The organism is Mycobacterium sp. 050272, from assembly GCF_039023525.1.
In the GTDB taxonomy this organism is placed as follows: Bacteria; Actinomycetota; Actinomycetes; order Mycobacteriales; family Mycobacteriaceae; genus Mycobacterium.
Map to the genome: position 1 here is coordinate 32,165 of NZ_JBCHKV010000022.1, position 16,389 is coordinate 48,553.

Sequence of the window (16,389 nt, forward strand, 5' to 3'; positions counted from 1 at the left end):
CCATGAGCACGATTACTTCTTCAGCCGTGGCCAGCATCCCGGTCCACAGGGTGGCCCGCTACGGCTACGTGCCGTTCATGCTGATCGGCCTCAACGGCACAGCCATCACCCTGACCGCCTTGGGCGCACCGAAACTGTGGCTGCTGCCCATCTTGGGCGTCGCGATCGCGACATCGTTTCTGGTCGAGCGGATCATCCCCTATGACCGCGACTGGAACCATGACCGCGCCGACACCACCCGCGACCGCCTCCACGTCGCGGTCAACGAAGCCCTCATCCTGGCCAGTGTGGGGGCCATCCCACTGGTGGCCGCGATCGTTCCCGCTCCGCAGCTGTGGCCGCACAACTGGCCATTTCTGCTGCAGGTCCTTGCCGCGATCCTGATCGCCGACCTCGGCATCACCGTCGCACACCTGGCCAGCCACAAGATCGGCGTGCTGTGGCGCTTCCACGCCGTGCACCACAGCATCACCCGCTTCTACGGCCTCAACGGCCTGATGAAACACCCCCTGCACCAAACCGTCGAAATGGCCGTCGGCGTGGCCCCCCTCATCTTGATCGGCCTCCCCGTCGACGTCGCCTCGGTGCTGGCGCTGGCGGTGGCAATCCAGTTGCTGCTGCAACACTCCAACGCCGACTACCGCATCGGCCCCGCCAAGTACGTCTTGGCCCTCAACGAGGGGCACCGCTTTCATCACCTCAAATGGGCCGGCGTCGGCGACGTCAACTTCGGGCTGTTCACCCTGGCGTGGGATCACCTCATGGGCACCTTCTCCTACGACCGGACCCGCCGATTCGATTCCACCCAACTGGGCATGGCTGCCAAACCCGACTACCCCAGCAGCTACCTGCACCAGATGATCTACCCGTTCACCCGCAGCGGTGGCTGCACACTCAGCTCCACCCCCACCGAGCCCGCCAACGAGACGCAGACGGCGGGTCCCAACCCCACGTCGAAGCATCGCCGCTTGTCGGATATCATCGCCATATGGCGATGAATAAATCGGATGCCTGCCTCGTCGGCAGTACCTCAGGGACCTCCTCCAATTTGGATGCCGCGGTGGCGCTGTTTCACAGCCTCTCCGATGGCGCCCGGCTGGCGATCGTGCGCCGGCTGGCCGACGGGGAAGCCCGCGTGGTCGACCTGATCGGTGAGCTGGGGTTGGCGCAGTCCACCGTCTCGGCGCATGTGGCATGTCTGCGGGACTGCGGACTGGTCACCGGCCGCCCCGAAGGACGACAGGTGTTCTACTCGCTGACGCGCCCCGAACTGCTCGACCTGCTCGCCTCAGCGGAGACGCTGCTGGCCGCCACGGGCAGCGCGGTGGCGCTGTGCCCCAACTACGGAACCCGCTCCCGCACGGGCGCGACGACCACCACGAAGCAGGCCCGGCGATGAGCGACGCATGCGGCTGCGGCAACGACGAACCCCGCGGCGCCGACGAGCAAGAGCATGAGCCCGAGCGGCTCTGGCAGATCAAAGAACTGCAGTTCGCCGCTATTTCGGGGGTGTTCCTGCTGGCAGCGCTGATCGCTGGATTCCTCGACGCCGCCGCCCCGGTCGTCCTCACGCTGCAAGCGGTGGCGCTGCCGGCCGGTGCCTATACCTTCGTGCCGTCCACCCTCACGCGGCTGGCCAACGGCAAGATCGGGGTCGGCACGCTGATGACCATCGCCGCGGTGGGCGCGGTGATCCTCGGCGAGGTGGGCGAGGCCGCCATGCTGGCCTTCCTGTACTCCATCAGCGAGGGACTGGAAGAGTACTCGCTGGCCCGCACCCGCCGCGGACTGCGTGCATTGCTGTCGCTGGTGCCCGACGAGGCCACCGTGCTGCGTGACGACGCCGAAATCGTCGTCGCACCAGCAGAATTGCAGATCGGCGACCGGATGCTGGTCAAGCCGGGTGAACGTGTTGCTACCGACGGCATCATCAGGCAAGGCCGCACCGCGCTCGACGTCTCGGCCATCACCGGAGAGTCAGTTCCCGTCGAAGGCGGGCCAGGCGATGAGGTGTTCGCCGGGTCGATCAACGGCACCGGCGTCCTCGAGGTGGAGGTCACCACCACCGCCGAGGACAACTCGCTGGCCCGCATCGTGCGCATCGTGGAAGCCGAACAGTCCCGCAAAGGCGCCTCCCAACGCCTGGCCGACCGCATCGCCAAACCGCTGGTGCCCGGGGTCATGATCGCCGCGACCCTGATCGCGGCGATAGGCAGTCTGCTCGGTGACCCGGCCACCTGGATCGAACGGGCCCTGGTGGTGCTGGTCGCCGCCTCCCCGTGCGCCCTGGCGATCTCCGTGCCAGTCACCGTCGTGGCCGCCATCGGGGCCGCCAGCAAGCTGGGCGCACTGGTCAAGGGCGGGGCCGCACTGGAAGCGCTGGGCAAGATCCGCGGCGTTGCACTGGACAAGACCGGCACACTCACCGCGAACCGGCCCACCGTCATCGACGTGGCCACCACCAACGGCGCCACCCGCGAACAGGTGCTGGATCTGGCGGCTGCCCTGGAAGCGCGCAGCGAACACCCGCTGGCCGCGGCGATCCTCAACGCGGTAGACACCGTCATTCCCGCTGCCGACGTCGAGGCCGTTACCGGTGCCGGGCTCACCGGACATCGCGACGGGCACACCATCCGCCTCGGCCGCCCCGGCTGGCTCGACCCGGGCCCACTCGCCGGCGACGTCGCGCGCATGCAGCAGGCAGGCGCCACCGCCGTCCTCGTCGAAGACAACGGACAGTTGATCGGTGCCATCGCCGCGCGCGACGAGTTGCGCCCCGAGGCCGCCGAAGTGGTCACCCAACTGCGCCGCGACGGCTATCACGTGGCGATGCTCACCGGCGACAACCACGCCACCGCCGCCGCGTTGGCCCACGAGGTCGGCATCGAGGCCGTGCACGCCGAGCTGCGCCCCGAGGACAAGGCCCGACTGATCGAACAGCTACGGGCCCAGCGCCCCACGGCGATGGTCGGTGACGGCGTCAACGACGCCCCTGCCCTGGCCACCGCCGACCTGGGTATCGCGATGGGCGCGATGGGCACCGACGTGGCGATCGAAACCGCCGACGTCGCGTTGATGGGCGAAGACCTACGCCACCTGCCGCAGGCCTTCACGCATGCGCGCCGGGCGCGGCGGATCATGCTGCAAAACGTCGGCCTATCCCTGGGCCTGATCGTCGCGTTGATGCCGCTGGCCTTGTTCGGGGTGCTCGGACTGGCTGCGGTCGTGCTGGTCCACGAACTCGCCGAAATCGTGGTCATCGCCAACGGTGTACGGGCCGGGCGCACCAAACCGCTGGCCGCGCCGGTGAAACGGCCCGCCAGCCCGACCCGCGCGGCGGCGGTCGGCGCGACGTCGTGACGCCCCGACCACCTCAGCTGGGCAGCCGACGGTGATGCGGGCGCGGATCACCCTGGCCGCCACGGCGGTCCTGGTCGCGGGACTGGACCTGGCCGTCAAGATGTGGGCCGGCCGCGCGCTGAACGACGGCAGCACAACTGATCTCGGGCCGCTAGAACTGCGGCTGACGTTCAACCCTGGTGTGGCATTCAGCCTCGGCGACACCCTGCCCCACGGTCCTGCTCGGCGTCACCGGCGTGATCGTGGCCGCACTTGCGGTGTTCGCCTTCCGCTTCACTCGCACCGCTGCGCTGCCCTTCGTGCTGGCACTGGCCGCACTACTGGGTGGCGCTGCGGCCAATGTGATCGACCGCGCCGCTGATGGGCTGGTCACCGACTACCTGCACACGGGCTGGTTTCCCACCTTCAATCTCGCTGACGTCTTCGTCGTCACAGGCGCAGCCGTACTCGCTCTGGCTAGCTGGCGGGCAAGTGCCCCCGCAGACACCGGGACGGGTGCACGATCGCGTCGTCCGTGCTGCCAGCGATCGGGCTGTTCACCGTCACCAACATCGACGACATCATCGTGCTCTCACTGTTTTTCGCCCGCGGCGCAGGACAACCCGGGACAACGACCCGGATCACCGCAGGCCAGTACCTGGGATTCGCGGGCATCCTGGGCGCGGCGGTGCTCGTCACGGTGGGTGCGGGAGCGTTTCTTCCTCCAGAAGTCATCCCGTACTTCGGACTCATACCGCTCATGCTGGGGCTGTGGGAGGCATGGGAAGCCTGGCGTGACAACGACGGCGATGACGATGCTGCGAAGGTGGCAGGCAAGAACGTCCGCGTCTGGACCGTCGCTGCAGTCACCTTCGCCAACGGCGGGGACAACATCGGCGTCTACGTCCTTGTGTTCCTGTGTTCCTCAGCGTGGGACCCGCAGCCGTGGTGGCTTACTGCATCGTCTTCCTCGCGCTCGTCGCGGTCCTCGTCGTCGCCGCCAGATTCGTCGCCACCCGCCGGCCGATCGCCGAAGTCCTCGAACGCTGGGAACACATCCTGTTCCCGATCGTCCTGATTGCCCTGGGCATCGTCATCCTGGTCAGCGGCCTCGCCGACTAAGGGTCAGGAAGCCCCTCTCGCGCACCGGTTCACCGCCGAAAGCGTTGCCGCCCAAAGGAGATCTATGCGTAGCGTCACGCGATCTGTCGCCGTCATGGCAACCCTTGCCATCGCTGCAGCACAGGTCACCGGCTGCACCACTGGCGAGGATGCCGTGGCCCAAGGCGGCACTTTCGACTTCGTTTCCCCCGGCGGCAAGACCGCGATCTTCTACGACCCTGCTTCGGCACGGGGCACGATCGGCGCAACCGCTCTTGTAGGTTCGCACGGCGAATTTCGCACACAAAAACAGGGAGTGCAAGCAACACGCCGTACCGGCGTAGCGCCGAGATTTCTATTGCTAGACACGTTCATAGAGTACATGTACTTCACGATAAATATGCAGATAAACACGCATATTTAGCTCTCTGTAATCTAGTTAACTACAGATAAGCGGTTCACACTGCTATGTGTGCGAGACGTGTTGGCGCGCAACACAAAGTTGAAAGGGCTCGGCTTGAAGTGGGAGTTCGCCGAGCTCTTTCCGCCACACCGTGGTGGGGCGTCTTCAACCCTACCGCCCCGGAAATGCCAGCCATGCACAATCTTTCGCCCACCAAAAGCGAATCACCGTCAGCGACATCCGAACTGGCGTGGACCAGCGCAGCCGATTCGAGGACGACGAACGCCAACGATCGAGGAAATATCGCGTCAGCCGTGGTGCCCAGGAGGCTTTACCCTGGAACCGTGAATTGGCCAACCCCGCCGGCACCACCTCAGCGAAACAAGGCAGTAGCCATCGCAATCGGGACATCATTGGTGGCCACGGTTATCGCGATTGCCGCCCTCATCGTCGGCATCATCGACCTAACTCGGCCGACGACCTCAGCTTCGCCAACCACAGAAACGTCAGTCTCCACTCCGGCCCGTCAACCCAACCCAAGCGACATTGCTGCCGCGAACCGCGCATTGTGTGGTGCGATCGCGCCGATGACGACGGAGAGTGATCGGATCTCAAAGGCCTACTCAAGCTTGGGCCCGGCAGGCAGCCCAACATATAGCGCGGGCGTATCGACGTTCATGGGCGACACCAGAAACTGGGTGGGAAGGATTCAACCGGTCATCGATGGACACTCGAATGTCGATCCCTACTTACTTCGCTCGCTGCAGCGCTTTGTCGATGACCGCAGATATCTCATCGCTGATCTTGAGGAAGGCGAGCCACAGCCGTACGACCAAACTGACTGGAATGACAGCTTATCGGCGTACAACGGTCCGTTGGTTACATGCTGGAACGTCGTTGTCAACTGGTAGCAAAAGCGATGGCTCCTCGGAAATGCCAGTCGTGCACAATCTTTCACCCACCAAAAGCGAATCACCGTCAGCGCCAGCTGAGCTGGCGTGGACCGGTGCAGCCGATTCGAGGACACCGAGCGCCAACGATCGACCAGATTTCGCGTCAGTCGTGGTGCCCTGCAGGCTTTACGCTGGAACGGTGAATTGGCCAACGCCGCCGGCGCCACCGCGGCGAAATCAGGCAGTAGCCATCGCAATCGGCACGGCGTTGGTGGCGCTGGTTGTCGCGATTGCCGCGCTCATCGTCGGCATCATCGACCTAACCCGGCCGACGACCTCAGCGCCGCCAGCCACAGGAACTTCTTCGTCGCCAGCCCCCCACGCTGCGCCGGCGAATAGCAGCGGGGCCGATCGAGCCCTCTGCACAGAGATCGCACCACTGATGTCCGAAAGCAATCGAACGGCGCAAGCATATTCGAGGCTAGGCGCGGCGAATACCCCCGAGTGGAATACGAGTGCGCGAACATTCATCAGCGACACGCGGGATTGGGTACGGCGAATCCAACCGGTGATAGATAGCCATCAGGACGCGGACCCCTATTTTCGACGGTCGCTTCAACGATTCGTCGACGACCGTAGGTATCTGATTGCTGACCTTGAGGCTGGCCCCTGGCAGCCATACGACCAGACAAACTGGAACGACAGCCTGTCGGCGCTGGGCGGTCCACTGAGCATTTGCTGGGATTTAGGTGTCAAGTGGTAGTTGAAAGCGAGGGCTGCCAGGGCACGCGAAGGGTCTCGACCGCGACTTAACTCATTAAGCCGACCAGCGAGCGTACCTTTCGTGATGAGTTTTCCGTGGCTAGTCCCGCTTGCGGGCCTTAAGCTGGATTAATGTCGACGACGCATCATGGGGGGCCCGGCACACAGGTAGGGCCGCGCTCGGACCCGTTTCTGCCGGGTGCTCCTCCTCCTGCCCCTCTACCCACTCCGCCAGGGGCGAACTGGCCATACTCGCAACCGCTACCTCCGCGACGAAGCAAGACGCTGGCCATTGCTGTCGGCGCAGCAATCGTGATCTCTACCGCGGCGCTCGTGGTGGGCATCATCGGCCTGATACGGCCCACAACGTCAGCCGCGCCAGCTGCCGGAACATCGTCGCCGCCCGCACGGTCGGCTCCTGTCGACATGGCCGCCGCGAATCGGGCGCTCTGCAGTGCGATCGCGCCTCTGATGGGCGAGAGCGATCGAATGGGAAAGGCCTTCACCAGTTTAGGGCCGCCAGACTCAGCAACGTCGGCTGCAGGGGTGCCGAAGTTTGTTAGCGATACCAAGGATTGGGTGGGGCGCATTCAGCCGATCATCGACAGTCACCCCGACGTCGACCCGTACTTCCAGCGGACGCTCCAACGCTTCGTCGACGACGAGAAGTCGTTGGCAATCGACCTTGCTGCCGGTCCGTGGCAGCCGTATGACCAGACCATATGGAACGACGCGTTAGGCGCAGAAAACGGGCCTATGAGCACCTGCTGGGCTCTGGGAGTCAAATGGTAGGGATGAGCGCGCCGGCGGGTATGCCACACCGGCGATACTCGGCGGTGATCCTTGGCGGATCCTGGCCGCACACAGACCCGCAAAGCTGCCAGTCGTGTTCTGAGGCGCAGCATGGCGAAGGCGTTAAGAATCTCGATTTAGCGGACGTAGTGCGTGGGGCCTCTGATCGGGTTGCTACGGAACTTTCGGGCCATGTGGCGGATGGGTTTGTCCAGGCCTGCGGCCGCATTGCCGCTATGTACGTTGGACATGCCGACCGTTGGTTCGCGTTCTCCCGGGTTTCCGAGGAGGTTGGGCGGCTCGGCTACGGTCTGCGCGAAGATCTCGACCAGATCGATCTACAGGCGCACCAGGAGATTGCGCGCCTAGAGGAGCAAGCCCGGCTCGGCATGGGAATGATGGCGCTGTCCGAGATTGGCCTGGTCATCGCTAAGGCGCGTGCGGAGGCGATGGCCAAGTCTGCGACAGCGACCGCCGCCGTGGAAAAACTGGCCCCACAGCTCAACCCGGGCGGCGGTCAAGGGTCCACGCCAGCAGGAGGCCCGCCGGGAAACGGCGACGACCCCGTCGATCCAAAGCTACGTGAAATGCAGGAGGCCGGTAGTGGCCCCGGCGGCGGACGCGGCATAGGCAACATGCCAAAAGGACCAGTACTTGGAAACCCGCCGCCAGAGAACCCGCCGCCTTCCCCATCCCCAAAGCCAGGCAACGCTCACAATGCTGCCCCGCCCGGGCAACAACCTGGCGATCCAGGCGGACAGATAAACCCTGCTGACAATCCGACGGGGAAAAACGGCACTCCGGACTCTTCTCCCAATCCCAAGCCGGGTAATCAACATGGGGGCTGGGATAACAACAACATGCCCCTGCCGCCCTTGCCGTTTAGTGGTGGCAGTGGGGGCGGTCTCCCGTCGCCGTCGAGTGGCGGCGGTATGGGTGGCGGAATCCCTGGTGGCGGTGGTTTTAAGTTGCCGGAGTCTCCGGGCGGTCTGGGTGGTCTGGGCGGTGGTGGTTTGCCGCAGGGTTTGACGCCTACGGGTTTGTCTTCGGGAGCTGGGGGGATGGCTTCGCCGGCCGCCTCTCCGACGGATTTCTCTCGTGGGTTGGGCGCGGGTTTGGGTGCTGGTCCCGCGCCGTTGGCTCCTCCGGTGACGCAGCCGTCTCCGATGTCGACGAGTGCGGCTCCGGCAGGTGCGTATTCGCCGGGGCCGGCGCCGGTCGCTGCTTCTGGGGGTGCGCCGGCGGTGTCGTCACCGGTGGCTACGCCCGCCCCGGCGGGTGGCGGTGGTGTGCCTGCGGGCCCGGTCGGGCCGTTGCCCCCGTTCGGGTCAGATGTCCCTCGTGCAGCGGCGGCCGCTTCGGCTGGGGCGGCGGTAAGCCCCGCGTCGGGTGCGCCGCTGGCTCCATCGTCTCCGGGTGGGGGCTCGTCAGGGTCAGCGTCGGTGGCGCCGCTTCCTCCGGGTGTGGTTGGTTCCGGCGTGGGAGCCAGCGCGGGGGCTGCGACTGAGGGAGTGCGCTCGTCGCGGCCGGATCCTTTGTTGGAGTCGGCGTCACAGCTGGTTTATCAGTTGCTGCATGCTTCCCAGAAGAGCAAGTACTTGTTTATGGACTGGTGTGTGGGGGTGTTTCGCACGCAGTCTGGTGTTGAGACCGTTGTCGTGAATAGTGATGGCGCGGGCTACATTCCGGCTGGGGTGTTTGTGCCGCGTTCGGCGCGGATGCTGTTCGCGGATTCAAGTTTGAGTCCGGCATTTCGGGAGCGGTGGTTTAGCTGGGCGAACCCGGCCGAGACGATGCTGGCTTATGCCGAGCTCGCGACGAGGAACAGTCCGGGTGTGGAGTTGTGGGCGTTGGCGGTGTCGACAAGTTATGGCGGCTCGTCGGTGCCTGCGCGGGCCGTGAGTGTCCCGCACTTTGAGGATTGCCCGGTGGAGCTGTCCCCGATTAAGGAGACGGACCCACCGATGCCGCTTGACGAGAGTCATATGCATCGGTTGGAAGTGGTGGATCGTGCTTTGTATGCGCGGCTGCTGGGTTTCGGTGATGGTCCTTTGCCTGATCCTTCCGAGGCGTGGCGGATGACGCAGGAGGCGGCCGAGGCCGCGCTGGGGCGCGCGGGTGCGGTGCGTGATCTGGCGGTGGCGCCGGTGATTCGGGAGGTATTGGGGACGTTGCGCAGCGGTGTGCCGGTGAAGCAGCAGCGTTGGACCGCGCTGGAAGGTGCCTATTTCGAGGCGGTCGGGATGGGTACGAGCCTGCGCCCGGGATTGATCAACCGGGATGGCGCCTCACCGCATGTCCTGGCGTATTTTGATTTGTCGAGGTTGATCGAGATTTTGCTGCTGTGGAGCCTCGATAATGAGACGGGTGGGCGGGGTATTAAGTATCCCGAGATCGCGTATCTGACGCGCCAGATTTTGGGTCATGGGGAGGGCAGCTGATGGAAGGCCCGATTTTTAGCGCCTTGGTCGATATCGCCGCGCTGACCGGCAGGGCGGCGGTGAGTATGCCGGTGATCCCGCCGCTGAAGGCGGGGCCGATGCTCGATGATGTGTGCGCCGAGTTGTCGCAGCAGATGGAAAGTCGGAGTCGGGAGATGGCGGCGGAGTTAGCACGGACCGCTGCGCAGCTTGAGGCGATGATCTTCGAGGGGAAGATCGGCTTTGCCGAGGAGATGGGGGAGAGCTGATGCCAGCTCAGGTAATTAAGGTGACGCCGCCGACGCTGCTCGAGGCTGCCGCTACGGTCGCGGCGACGTCGGCAAGAACCGCACCGACGCCGGGCGCGGTGCCGACGCCGGTGCCGGGGTCTCCGTTCGACGCTGCCTGGGCGGGCTTGGGGGCCACGATGGGCGCTGAGGCTGCGACGATGACGGCCGAGGCTGCCGGCGAGGGTCCGGCGCTTCAGGATATTTCGCAGGCGGCGGTGAGCACACTGCAGGCCGAGGATGATCGCAACGCGACTCAGCTTCAAGCGGTCGGACAGTCGGCCGTCATTACGGTCTGAAAACCGCAGCGGGCCAGCACTGTTCGGCAGCACGTCATGAACCCGCTGCACGATGTCTGGGGTAGCCGATTTAGCGCGGATTTGGGTGCAGACACGGGTTAGGGTGATGAGGTGACCACTCACAAATTTGAGCGCCCGGGCGATCCTGTCCGTCCCCCGAAAACTGGTGGCGGCAAGATCAAGTTAGAGCCGCCTATTGTGGCGCCGGTCCCGCCGCCGCGAAGCATTTGGGGCATCGTGTTGCCGGTCGTGCTGTTGGTTGGGATCGTCGGCTTGATCGTGGTGATGTACGCCTCGGGTGCTCGCCAATTAGCCGGTGGTTTCGGGCTTTTCGGTGGGATGGCGGCTTTTAGCGCGATCGGCATGGTGGTGCGTAACCGGGGGGCGTCCCGGAAAATGTCGTGGGGCGAGCTGACGGCGCGGCGGCGCAAGTGGTTCTCGCAGCAAGACGACACGCGCGACATTGTGGATGTTCAGCGCCGAGCGCAGTGGGAGCATCGCTGCCATTTCCATTGGGCGCCAGAGGATTTGATTGCGGTAGCAGGCTCGGTGCGGATGTGGGATCGCGAGCCGGGCGCGGACATGTTTTCGGTGGTGCGCGTCGGTGTCGGCAAGGTGAAGCTGGCGATGATGCTGGAAAAGCCGGAGATCGCACAGGCTGCTGACCTTGAGCCGGCAACGGGGCATGCGTTGCGCAAGTTCTTGAACGCCCAAGAGTACGTCGATGGTGTGCCCAAAGCGGTGTGGTTGCAACGTTTTCCCGGCGTCGGGATCGTAGGCAACCTCGAACAGGGGCGCGCATTGGTGCGTGCGATGTTATGCCAGCTGGCCGCCTTTCACAGCCCCGGTGATCTGGAAATCATCGTGGTGAGTTCTGCACCGACGCAATGGGATTGGGCGAAATGGCTTCCTCACATGCAGCATGCCAGCGTGCGCGATGGCTGCGGTGAGCGTCGGATGCTGTTTTCCTCACCGGCTGAGTTGGAGGCGTTCTTCGATGAGGACCCCGACAGCTCGCGGGAGTCGTGGTCGGCGCCGTCTAGTGGCATGTCGGCTGGCGTTGGGGCGCAACCACTTCGGGTCATTGTCGATGATCACTGCGCGACCCCGGAGGACTGGGCGGGACTGACCGGCGCGCTCGGATATGCCAGCACCTGCTTTATCCGATTGGCAGAGCGTGTCCCACCGCGCCCGGGCGGCACGCTGGGCGGCGGCGCCAAGCAGTGGGTGGGATTTTCGCCGGAGACGACCTACCGCATCGACGGGGGAGTGCTGCGCAAGCAGGTGCTGCTCAGCGAGCAACAGCAGCATGCGGCGACGATGTATGGGACGTCGGACACGAAGTCCGACGAGCTCGAGGAAGCGTTCTACGCGACCGCCGATCAGATGAGCGTTGACGGCGCAGAGCGTTTCGCTCGCGCCCTGGCCCGGTATCGCGCTAAGGGCTCGGCGAGTGTGGCCCTCGTCGACGAGGCTGAGCAGCGAGATGTCTTGGATGTGTTGGGGATTCGTGACCCCCGCCACCTCGACACCGACCGGTTGTGGGCAGCGACCCGGGCGCAGGGGCCGGGCTGGATGCGTTTCCCGATCGGGCTCTACACCGACACCGGTGAAACCGTGTGGCTGGATCTGCGGGAGGGCGCGCAGGGCGGCATGGGGATGCACGGGTTGTTCATCGGCACCACCGGCGCCGGGAAGTCCGAGGGTTTGATCACCGAGATCTCCGCGGCATGTTTGACGCACTCCCCGGAGGTCCTCAACATCGTGTTCACCGACTTCAAGCTGCGCTCGGCGGCCGGGGCGATTAGCCGGTTCCCGCATGTGGTGGCCGCGGTGAGCAACCTGTATGAGGAACGGCATTTGTTGGGGCGTCTTTATGACACTCTCGACGGTGAGCTGGATCGCCGGGGTGAAATGTTGGCCGCTCTTGACGATTGCCCGGATGTGACCAGCTATAACCGGCGTCGTCTGGTTGATCCGACTTTGCCTCCGATCCCGGTGCTGTGGGTGATTACCGACGAATACAACGAGGTGTTCGCCGACCCGATCTGGGGGCCGAAGTTCCGCAAGCTGTATTTGCGGATTGCCCGGGTGGGCCGCTCGTTGCATGTGTTTTTGAAGTTGGTGGGCCAGACCAAGGACACCCAGAATCTGCGCGACATCACCAAGTTGCTCGGCTACAACATTGCGGCGCGCACCGGCACGGAGGAGGAATCCAAAGCCGGGATCGGCGATGCCCGGGCCGCTCATATCGCGCCTCGGGGCGAGGAAGGCACCGCCTATCTGCGGGTGGCGTTGCGGGAGGCGCGCAAGTTTCGCTACTTCTTCACCTCGGCTGATTTCGTTCCTCCCGAGGAGGGCGCGGAGGCCGCGCCGGCGCCGCGCCGGGCGGCCACGGAGTTCATTCCGCGGGTGTTCACGGTCGACGAAAGCGAGGATGTTGACGGCCGTCTGGCGCCCGAGCCTGAGCTCGTTGATCAGGCGAGCGCCGCGCCGGCGGCACCGCGGACTCCAGAGCAGGAGCCGGTCAAGATGGTGACGGCGATCGCCGAGTCGTTGCAGGCCGGTCCGGAGCGGCCGCCGCGCCCCATCTGGCTGCCGGTACTGGGGGATCCCACACCGGCCGATGAGTTGGTGGCCCGCTGGCGGGGACGGCCGTGGCATGTGGACTATGGCAACAACCCGGGACTGTTCATGCCGGTAGCGCTGGCCGACTATCCGCGCGGGGCCCGCCAGGAGCCGTACTGCATGGATTTGCTTCGCGACAACGCCCTCGTTGTGGGCGCGCCGACTCGGGGGGCGACTACTGCGGTGATGACGATGGTGACGTCCACGGCGCTGCTGTATCGCCCGGAGCGGGTGCAGTTTTACTGCATCGCGGCCAGCGGCCCTCAGCTGGCACGGGTTTCGGATCTTCCGCATGTGGCGGCGGTGGTGGCGGGCACCGACAGCGAGGGTGTCACTCGGATCATCGCGACCGTGGAAGCGATCGTCAACGAGCGCGATAGGGCGTTCACGACACAGCGCCTTGACATGGACCAGGTGCGCGTTGCGAAATTCGGCGCCGACCAATATGCCGGTGCCACACCGGTTACCGATGTCCAAGCGGCACGGTCGGTCGACGGTGGCGACGTCGTGTTGATTATCGATGGGTGGAAGAACTTCACCGAAACCTATACGAATCTGGCGCCGCGGGTCGCGGCGCTGATGCGGGCGCGGAACTACGGGGTGCGGGTGGTCTACACCCACACCAGCACCCTGTCGGGGATTTCCACGGGCATTAAGACCGAGACCGGGGTGACGCTGGAGCTCAAGCTGGTCCAAGAGCACGACACCACCGTCAAACGTGACCGGGCCGATCCGGAACGCAACCCGGCGCGCGAGGTCCCCGACAAGCCGGGCCGTGGGCTGACCCCCGATGGGCACCACATGATGGTGGGCTGGCCGGCTTTGGCTCATCCACCCACTGAGTCCGGCGAGCCGGACACGGCAGCGCGCCAGCTCGAGGCAGACGAGTTGAGCGCGGTGGTGCGCCGTGTGGCCGGGGTCGCGAAAGCTGCTGCGGTGGCGCGGCTGCCGGAGAAGGTTCTCCTCGACGATGTGTTCGCCGGGATCACTGAGCCGCTTCCGGCTCGGGTGGTGCCGTTTGGTCTTGCTGAGTCGAATCTGCCTGGCGCGCCGCTGGTTCCGGCGACCATTGACTTTTTCGATCACCCTCACGCGGTGGCGACGGGGCTTGCCGAGTGTGGTCTGAGCACGTGGCTGCGCGCGATGATGCTCGGCATCATGCGTTCGTATCGCCCGGAGGACGCGACCATCATTTTGTTGGAGCACCGCCGCGCCAATATCGGTGTGGTACCGCCTACGCAATGGTTGTCGGCCTACGCGCAGAATCCCAACCAGATCGCCGAAATCGTCAAGGAATTGGCGGCGCTGTTGGAAAAGCGTCGGCCGCCGCCGGGCGCCACGCCTGAGGATTTGGCCACGAAGCGATTCTGGGAGGGCCGCGAATTGTTTGTGATCATCGACGGGATCACCGCGTGGCCGGGTGCCAGCAGTCCATTGATGCCGCTGGCCCAATATGTTGCGGAAGCCGAGGATTTAGGGCTACACATTGTGGCTACCGCCGACATCGCGCAATTCAGCTATCACGCGCAATCAGGGCAGGGCGTGTTGGGCAAGATGATGAACATGACGCCACCAGTGGTGGTGATGAATGGGTTGCGCCAGCACGGGGTGATCGTTCCTGGGGTGTATGCCGAGCCGCAGCGCGAGGGCAAGGGTCGGCTGGCTCGTCGCACGGCCATCGACAATGTGCTGGTGGGGTGGTCTGAGCCGCCGTTTGTGGGCAAACGCCGTTAACCGGCGGATAGTGCGACGAAAAAGTGGGTATAGGTGTACGACCGTTCACACGCGGGTGTCGCGTGTGAACGGTAAGATTTAGCGTCAGACGTTGTCCGCGGGGCCATAAACTGGACACCACAGTCGGGATGTATTTGGGGAGGCTGAATTATGACGAATCCACTATTGATCGCGGCTCCGGTGCTCGCCGGCGCTTCAGCTGCCGAAGAGGGCGGTGCAGCGACGATGGGCGGCACGATGGCCGGTGCTGCCGGCCCGGTGACGGCAGTTCTGCCACCGGGAGGCGAGGACGCGTCAGCGGCCGCGGCCGCCGGTTTCGCTGCGCACGGTGCCGCCACCGACGCGATGCTCACACAGCTGACCCTGGTGCGGTCACTGTTCGCGCAGACCATCGCCAGCAGCGGCGTGGCTTACACCGCGATGGACGCGGCGAACGAGGCGACGCTAGTCATCTAGCCAGGCGCCGGGGGAGGCAAAGACGCGATGAGCGCGTTTGGGGACGCCGGTGCTGTCCCGCCGGACATGAATCACACCCTGATGATCGCCGGGGATCTCGGGGCGAGCTTGGTGGGGGCGGCGGCGGGCTACGAATCAGTAGCCGACATGCTGATCGCTGAGCTGACGGCGATGGGGTTGACCACCTCGACCACCGCCATGGTGGGGTGGCAAGGCCCGGCCGGGGAAATGATGCAGATGTCTGCCGCCGAGTTCATGGAGGTCTGTGCGGCAGCGTCGGCGTGGATTCGTATCGGTCAGATTCAAGCTGCTGAGGTGGCCGCGGCCCACACCGCGGCGGTCGAGCAGATGATTCCCGCCCCGGTGGTCTGGACCAACCGCGCCACCCAAGTCGGCTTAGTCGCCACGAATGCGTTCGGGCAGAACACACCCGCCATTAATGTCCTCGACGCACAGTATGTTGACTTTTGGGTGACCAACGCGACCAGCCGCACCCAATACGGCGCGGTGGTGTCGACGGCGCTGGGCGCGATTTCTGCACCGTTTCCGCTGTCGCCAACGGCCTCGAATCCGCTGGGCCCCGCGCTGGGTGTTGCCCAGGATGTAGGACAAACCGGAGGGCAAAGCGCGTTTCAGGCCGCCTCCAAAACGATGACCACCGCGGCCGACGGGCAGTCGCAACCGACGTCGATCATGTCGTCGATGGCGGGTCAGGCCGGTGGCCTGTTTGGCCAGGTGGGTTCGGCCTTCGGACAGGTCACGTCGGCGGGCCAGCAGCTGCCGTCGATGCTGGGGCAAGCGCCTCAGCTGTTTTCCGGGATGTTAGGCCCACTGTCGTCGATGAATGGTCTGAACAGTGCCGCCGCGGGCGGGCTGGGCCCCGAAACCGCCGCTGCGGGAGCGTCGATGGGGGGAATGGGCGCCGCCGGCGGAGGCGGGGGTGGACTGCTGACCGGGTCGTCAGCGTTATCGAGCAGCTTTGTGCGCCCTGCCAGCAGCTTTAGCACCCCGACCGCGCCCACCTTGCCGGGCGGTTGGCAGGGTTCCTCGACGACGGCGGGCGAGTCGTCGCCGCGCCCGGCCGGTGTGGGCGGCGGCGGCCTTTACGGCGCCCCGGGGGCGGCGGGCCGCGAGACTGCCAGCGGGGAGCAGCAGCGCCCGGGCCGCACCATGCAGGTCACTGAGCGGCCCGGATCGAGTAGGGGGGAGCGGCAACGAGCCTGAGAAAAAAGCGTCTGGGACCCCCTCAACGGGCTTCTAGACTCAGAATCACCA

General features: G+C 65.2%; 11 protein-coding genes and 3 pseudogenes. All 14 read left to right on the plus strand.

Annotated elements, in window-relative coordinates:
• Positions 1-2: 2 nt before the first annotated feature.
• The 14 genes and pseudogenes from AAHS21_RS28220 to AAHS21_RS28285 all read left to right on the plus strand — a co-directional run bounded on the left by AAHS21_RS28220 (position 3) and on the right by AAHS21_RS28285 (position 16,338).
• Positions 3-998 carry a sterol desaturase family protein gene (locus AAHS21_RS28220; protein ID WP_330981165.1) on the plus strand — a complete coding sequence of 332 codons (996 nt, stop codon included), beginning with the start codon at positions 3-5 and terminating at the stop codon, positions 996-998.
• Complete coding sequence (locus tag AAHS21_RS28225; protein ID WP_330981166.1) at positions 989-1,399, plus strand: metalloregulator ArsR/SmtB family transcription factor; 411 nt, start codon at positions 989-991, stop codon at positions 1,397-1,399. The genes AAHS21_RS28220 and AAHS21_RS28225 overlap by 10 nt, the downstream gene beginning before the upstream one ends.
• Complete coding sequence (locus tag AAHS21_RS28230; protein ID WP_330981167.1) at positions 1,396-3,360, plus strand: cation-translocating P-type ATPase; 1,965 nt, start codon at positions 1,396-1,398, stop codon at positions 3,358-3,360. The genes AAHS21_RS28225 and AAHS21_RS28230 overlap by 4 nt, the downstream gene beginning before the upstream one ends.
• A 34-nt stretch (positions 3,361-3,394) precedes the next feature.
• Positions 3,395-3,848: pseudogene (gene lspA / locus AAHS21_RS28235) on the plus strand (signal peptidase II); the annotation flags it as partial.
• Between the two features lie 14 nt (positions 3,849-3,862).
• A pseudogene (locus AAHS21_RS28240) lies at positions 3,863-4,461 on the plus strand (cadmium resistance transporter).
• Between the two features lie 64 nt (positions 4,462-4,525).
• Positions 4,526-4,705 (plus strand): annotated as a pseudogene (locus tag AAHS21_RS28245) (TlpA family protein disulfide reductase); the annotation flags it as partial.
• Between the two features lie 482 nt (positions 4,706-5,187).
• Positions 5,188-5,754, plus strand: coding sequence for a hypothetical protein (locus AAHS21_RS28250; RefSeq protein ID WP_330981168.1), 567 nt, complete (start codon positions 5,188-5,190; stop codon positions 5,752-5,754).
• Positions 5,755-6,810: 1,056 nt separating this feature from the next.
• Entirely contained in the window at positions 6,811-7,290 is a 480-nt protein-coding gene (locus tag AAHS21_RS28255; protein ID WP_342930783.1) for a hypothetical protein, read from the plus strand.
• 1,538 nt (positions 7,291-8,828) lie between these two features.
• Positions 8,829-9,731, plus strand: coding sequence for a hypothetical protein (locus tag AAHS21_RS28260; protein ID WP_330981170.1), 903 nt, complete (start codon positions 8,829-8,831; stop codon positions 9,729-9,731).
• Positions 9,731-9,979 carry a hypothetical protein gene (locus tag AAHS21_RS28265; RefSeq protein WP_330981171.1) on the plus strand — a complete coding sequence of 83 codons (249 nt, stop codon included), beginning with the start codon at positions 9,731-9,733 and terminating at the stop codon, positions 9,977-9,979. Before AAHS21_RS28260 ends, AAHS21_RS28265 begins: the two co-directional genes overlap by 1 nt.
• Positions 9,979-10,296 carry a hypothetical protein gene (locus AAHS21_RS28270; RefSeq protein ID WP_330981172.1) on the plus strand — a complete coding sequence of 106 codons (318 nt, stop codon included), beginning with the start codon at positions 9,979-9,981 and terminating at the stop codon, positions 10,294-10,296. Before AAHS21_RS28265 ends, AAHS21_RS28270 begins: the two co-directional genes overlap by 1 nt.
• A gap of 111 nt (positions 10,297-10,407) precedes the next feature.
• The gene (gene eccCa, locus AAHS21_RS28275; RefSeq protein WP_330981173.1) at positions 10,408-14,658 is read left to right on the plus strand and encodes a type VII secretion protein EccCa; all 4,251 of its coding nucleotides are present in this window, start codon (positions 10,408-10,410) and stop codon (positions 14,656-14,658) included.
• Positions 14,659-14,808: 150 nt separating this feature from the next.
• Positions 14,809-15,114, plus strand: a complete 306-nt coding sequence (locus AAHS21_RS28280; RefSeq protein ID WP_330981174.1) for a PE domain-containing protein — start codon at positions 14,809-14,811, stop codon at positions 15,112-15,114.
• A gap of 27 nt (positions 15,115-15,141) precedes the next feature.
• A complete protein-coding gene (locus tag AAHS21_RS28285; RefSeq protein ID WP_330981175.1) occupies positions 15,142-16,338 on the plus strand; it encodes a PPE domain-containing protein in 1,197 nt (398 codons plus the stop codon).
• Positions 16,339-16,389 lie beyond the last annotated feature (51 nt).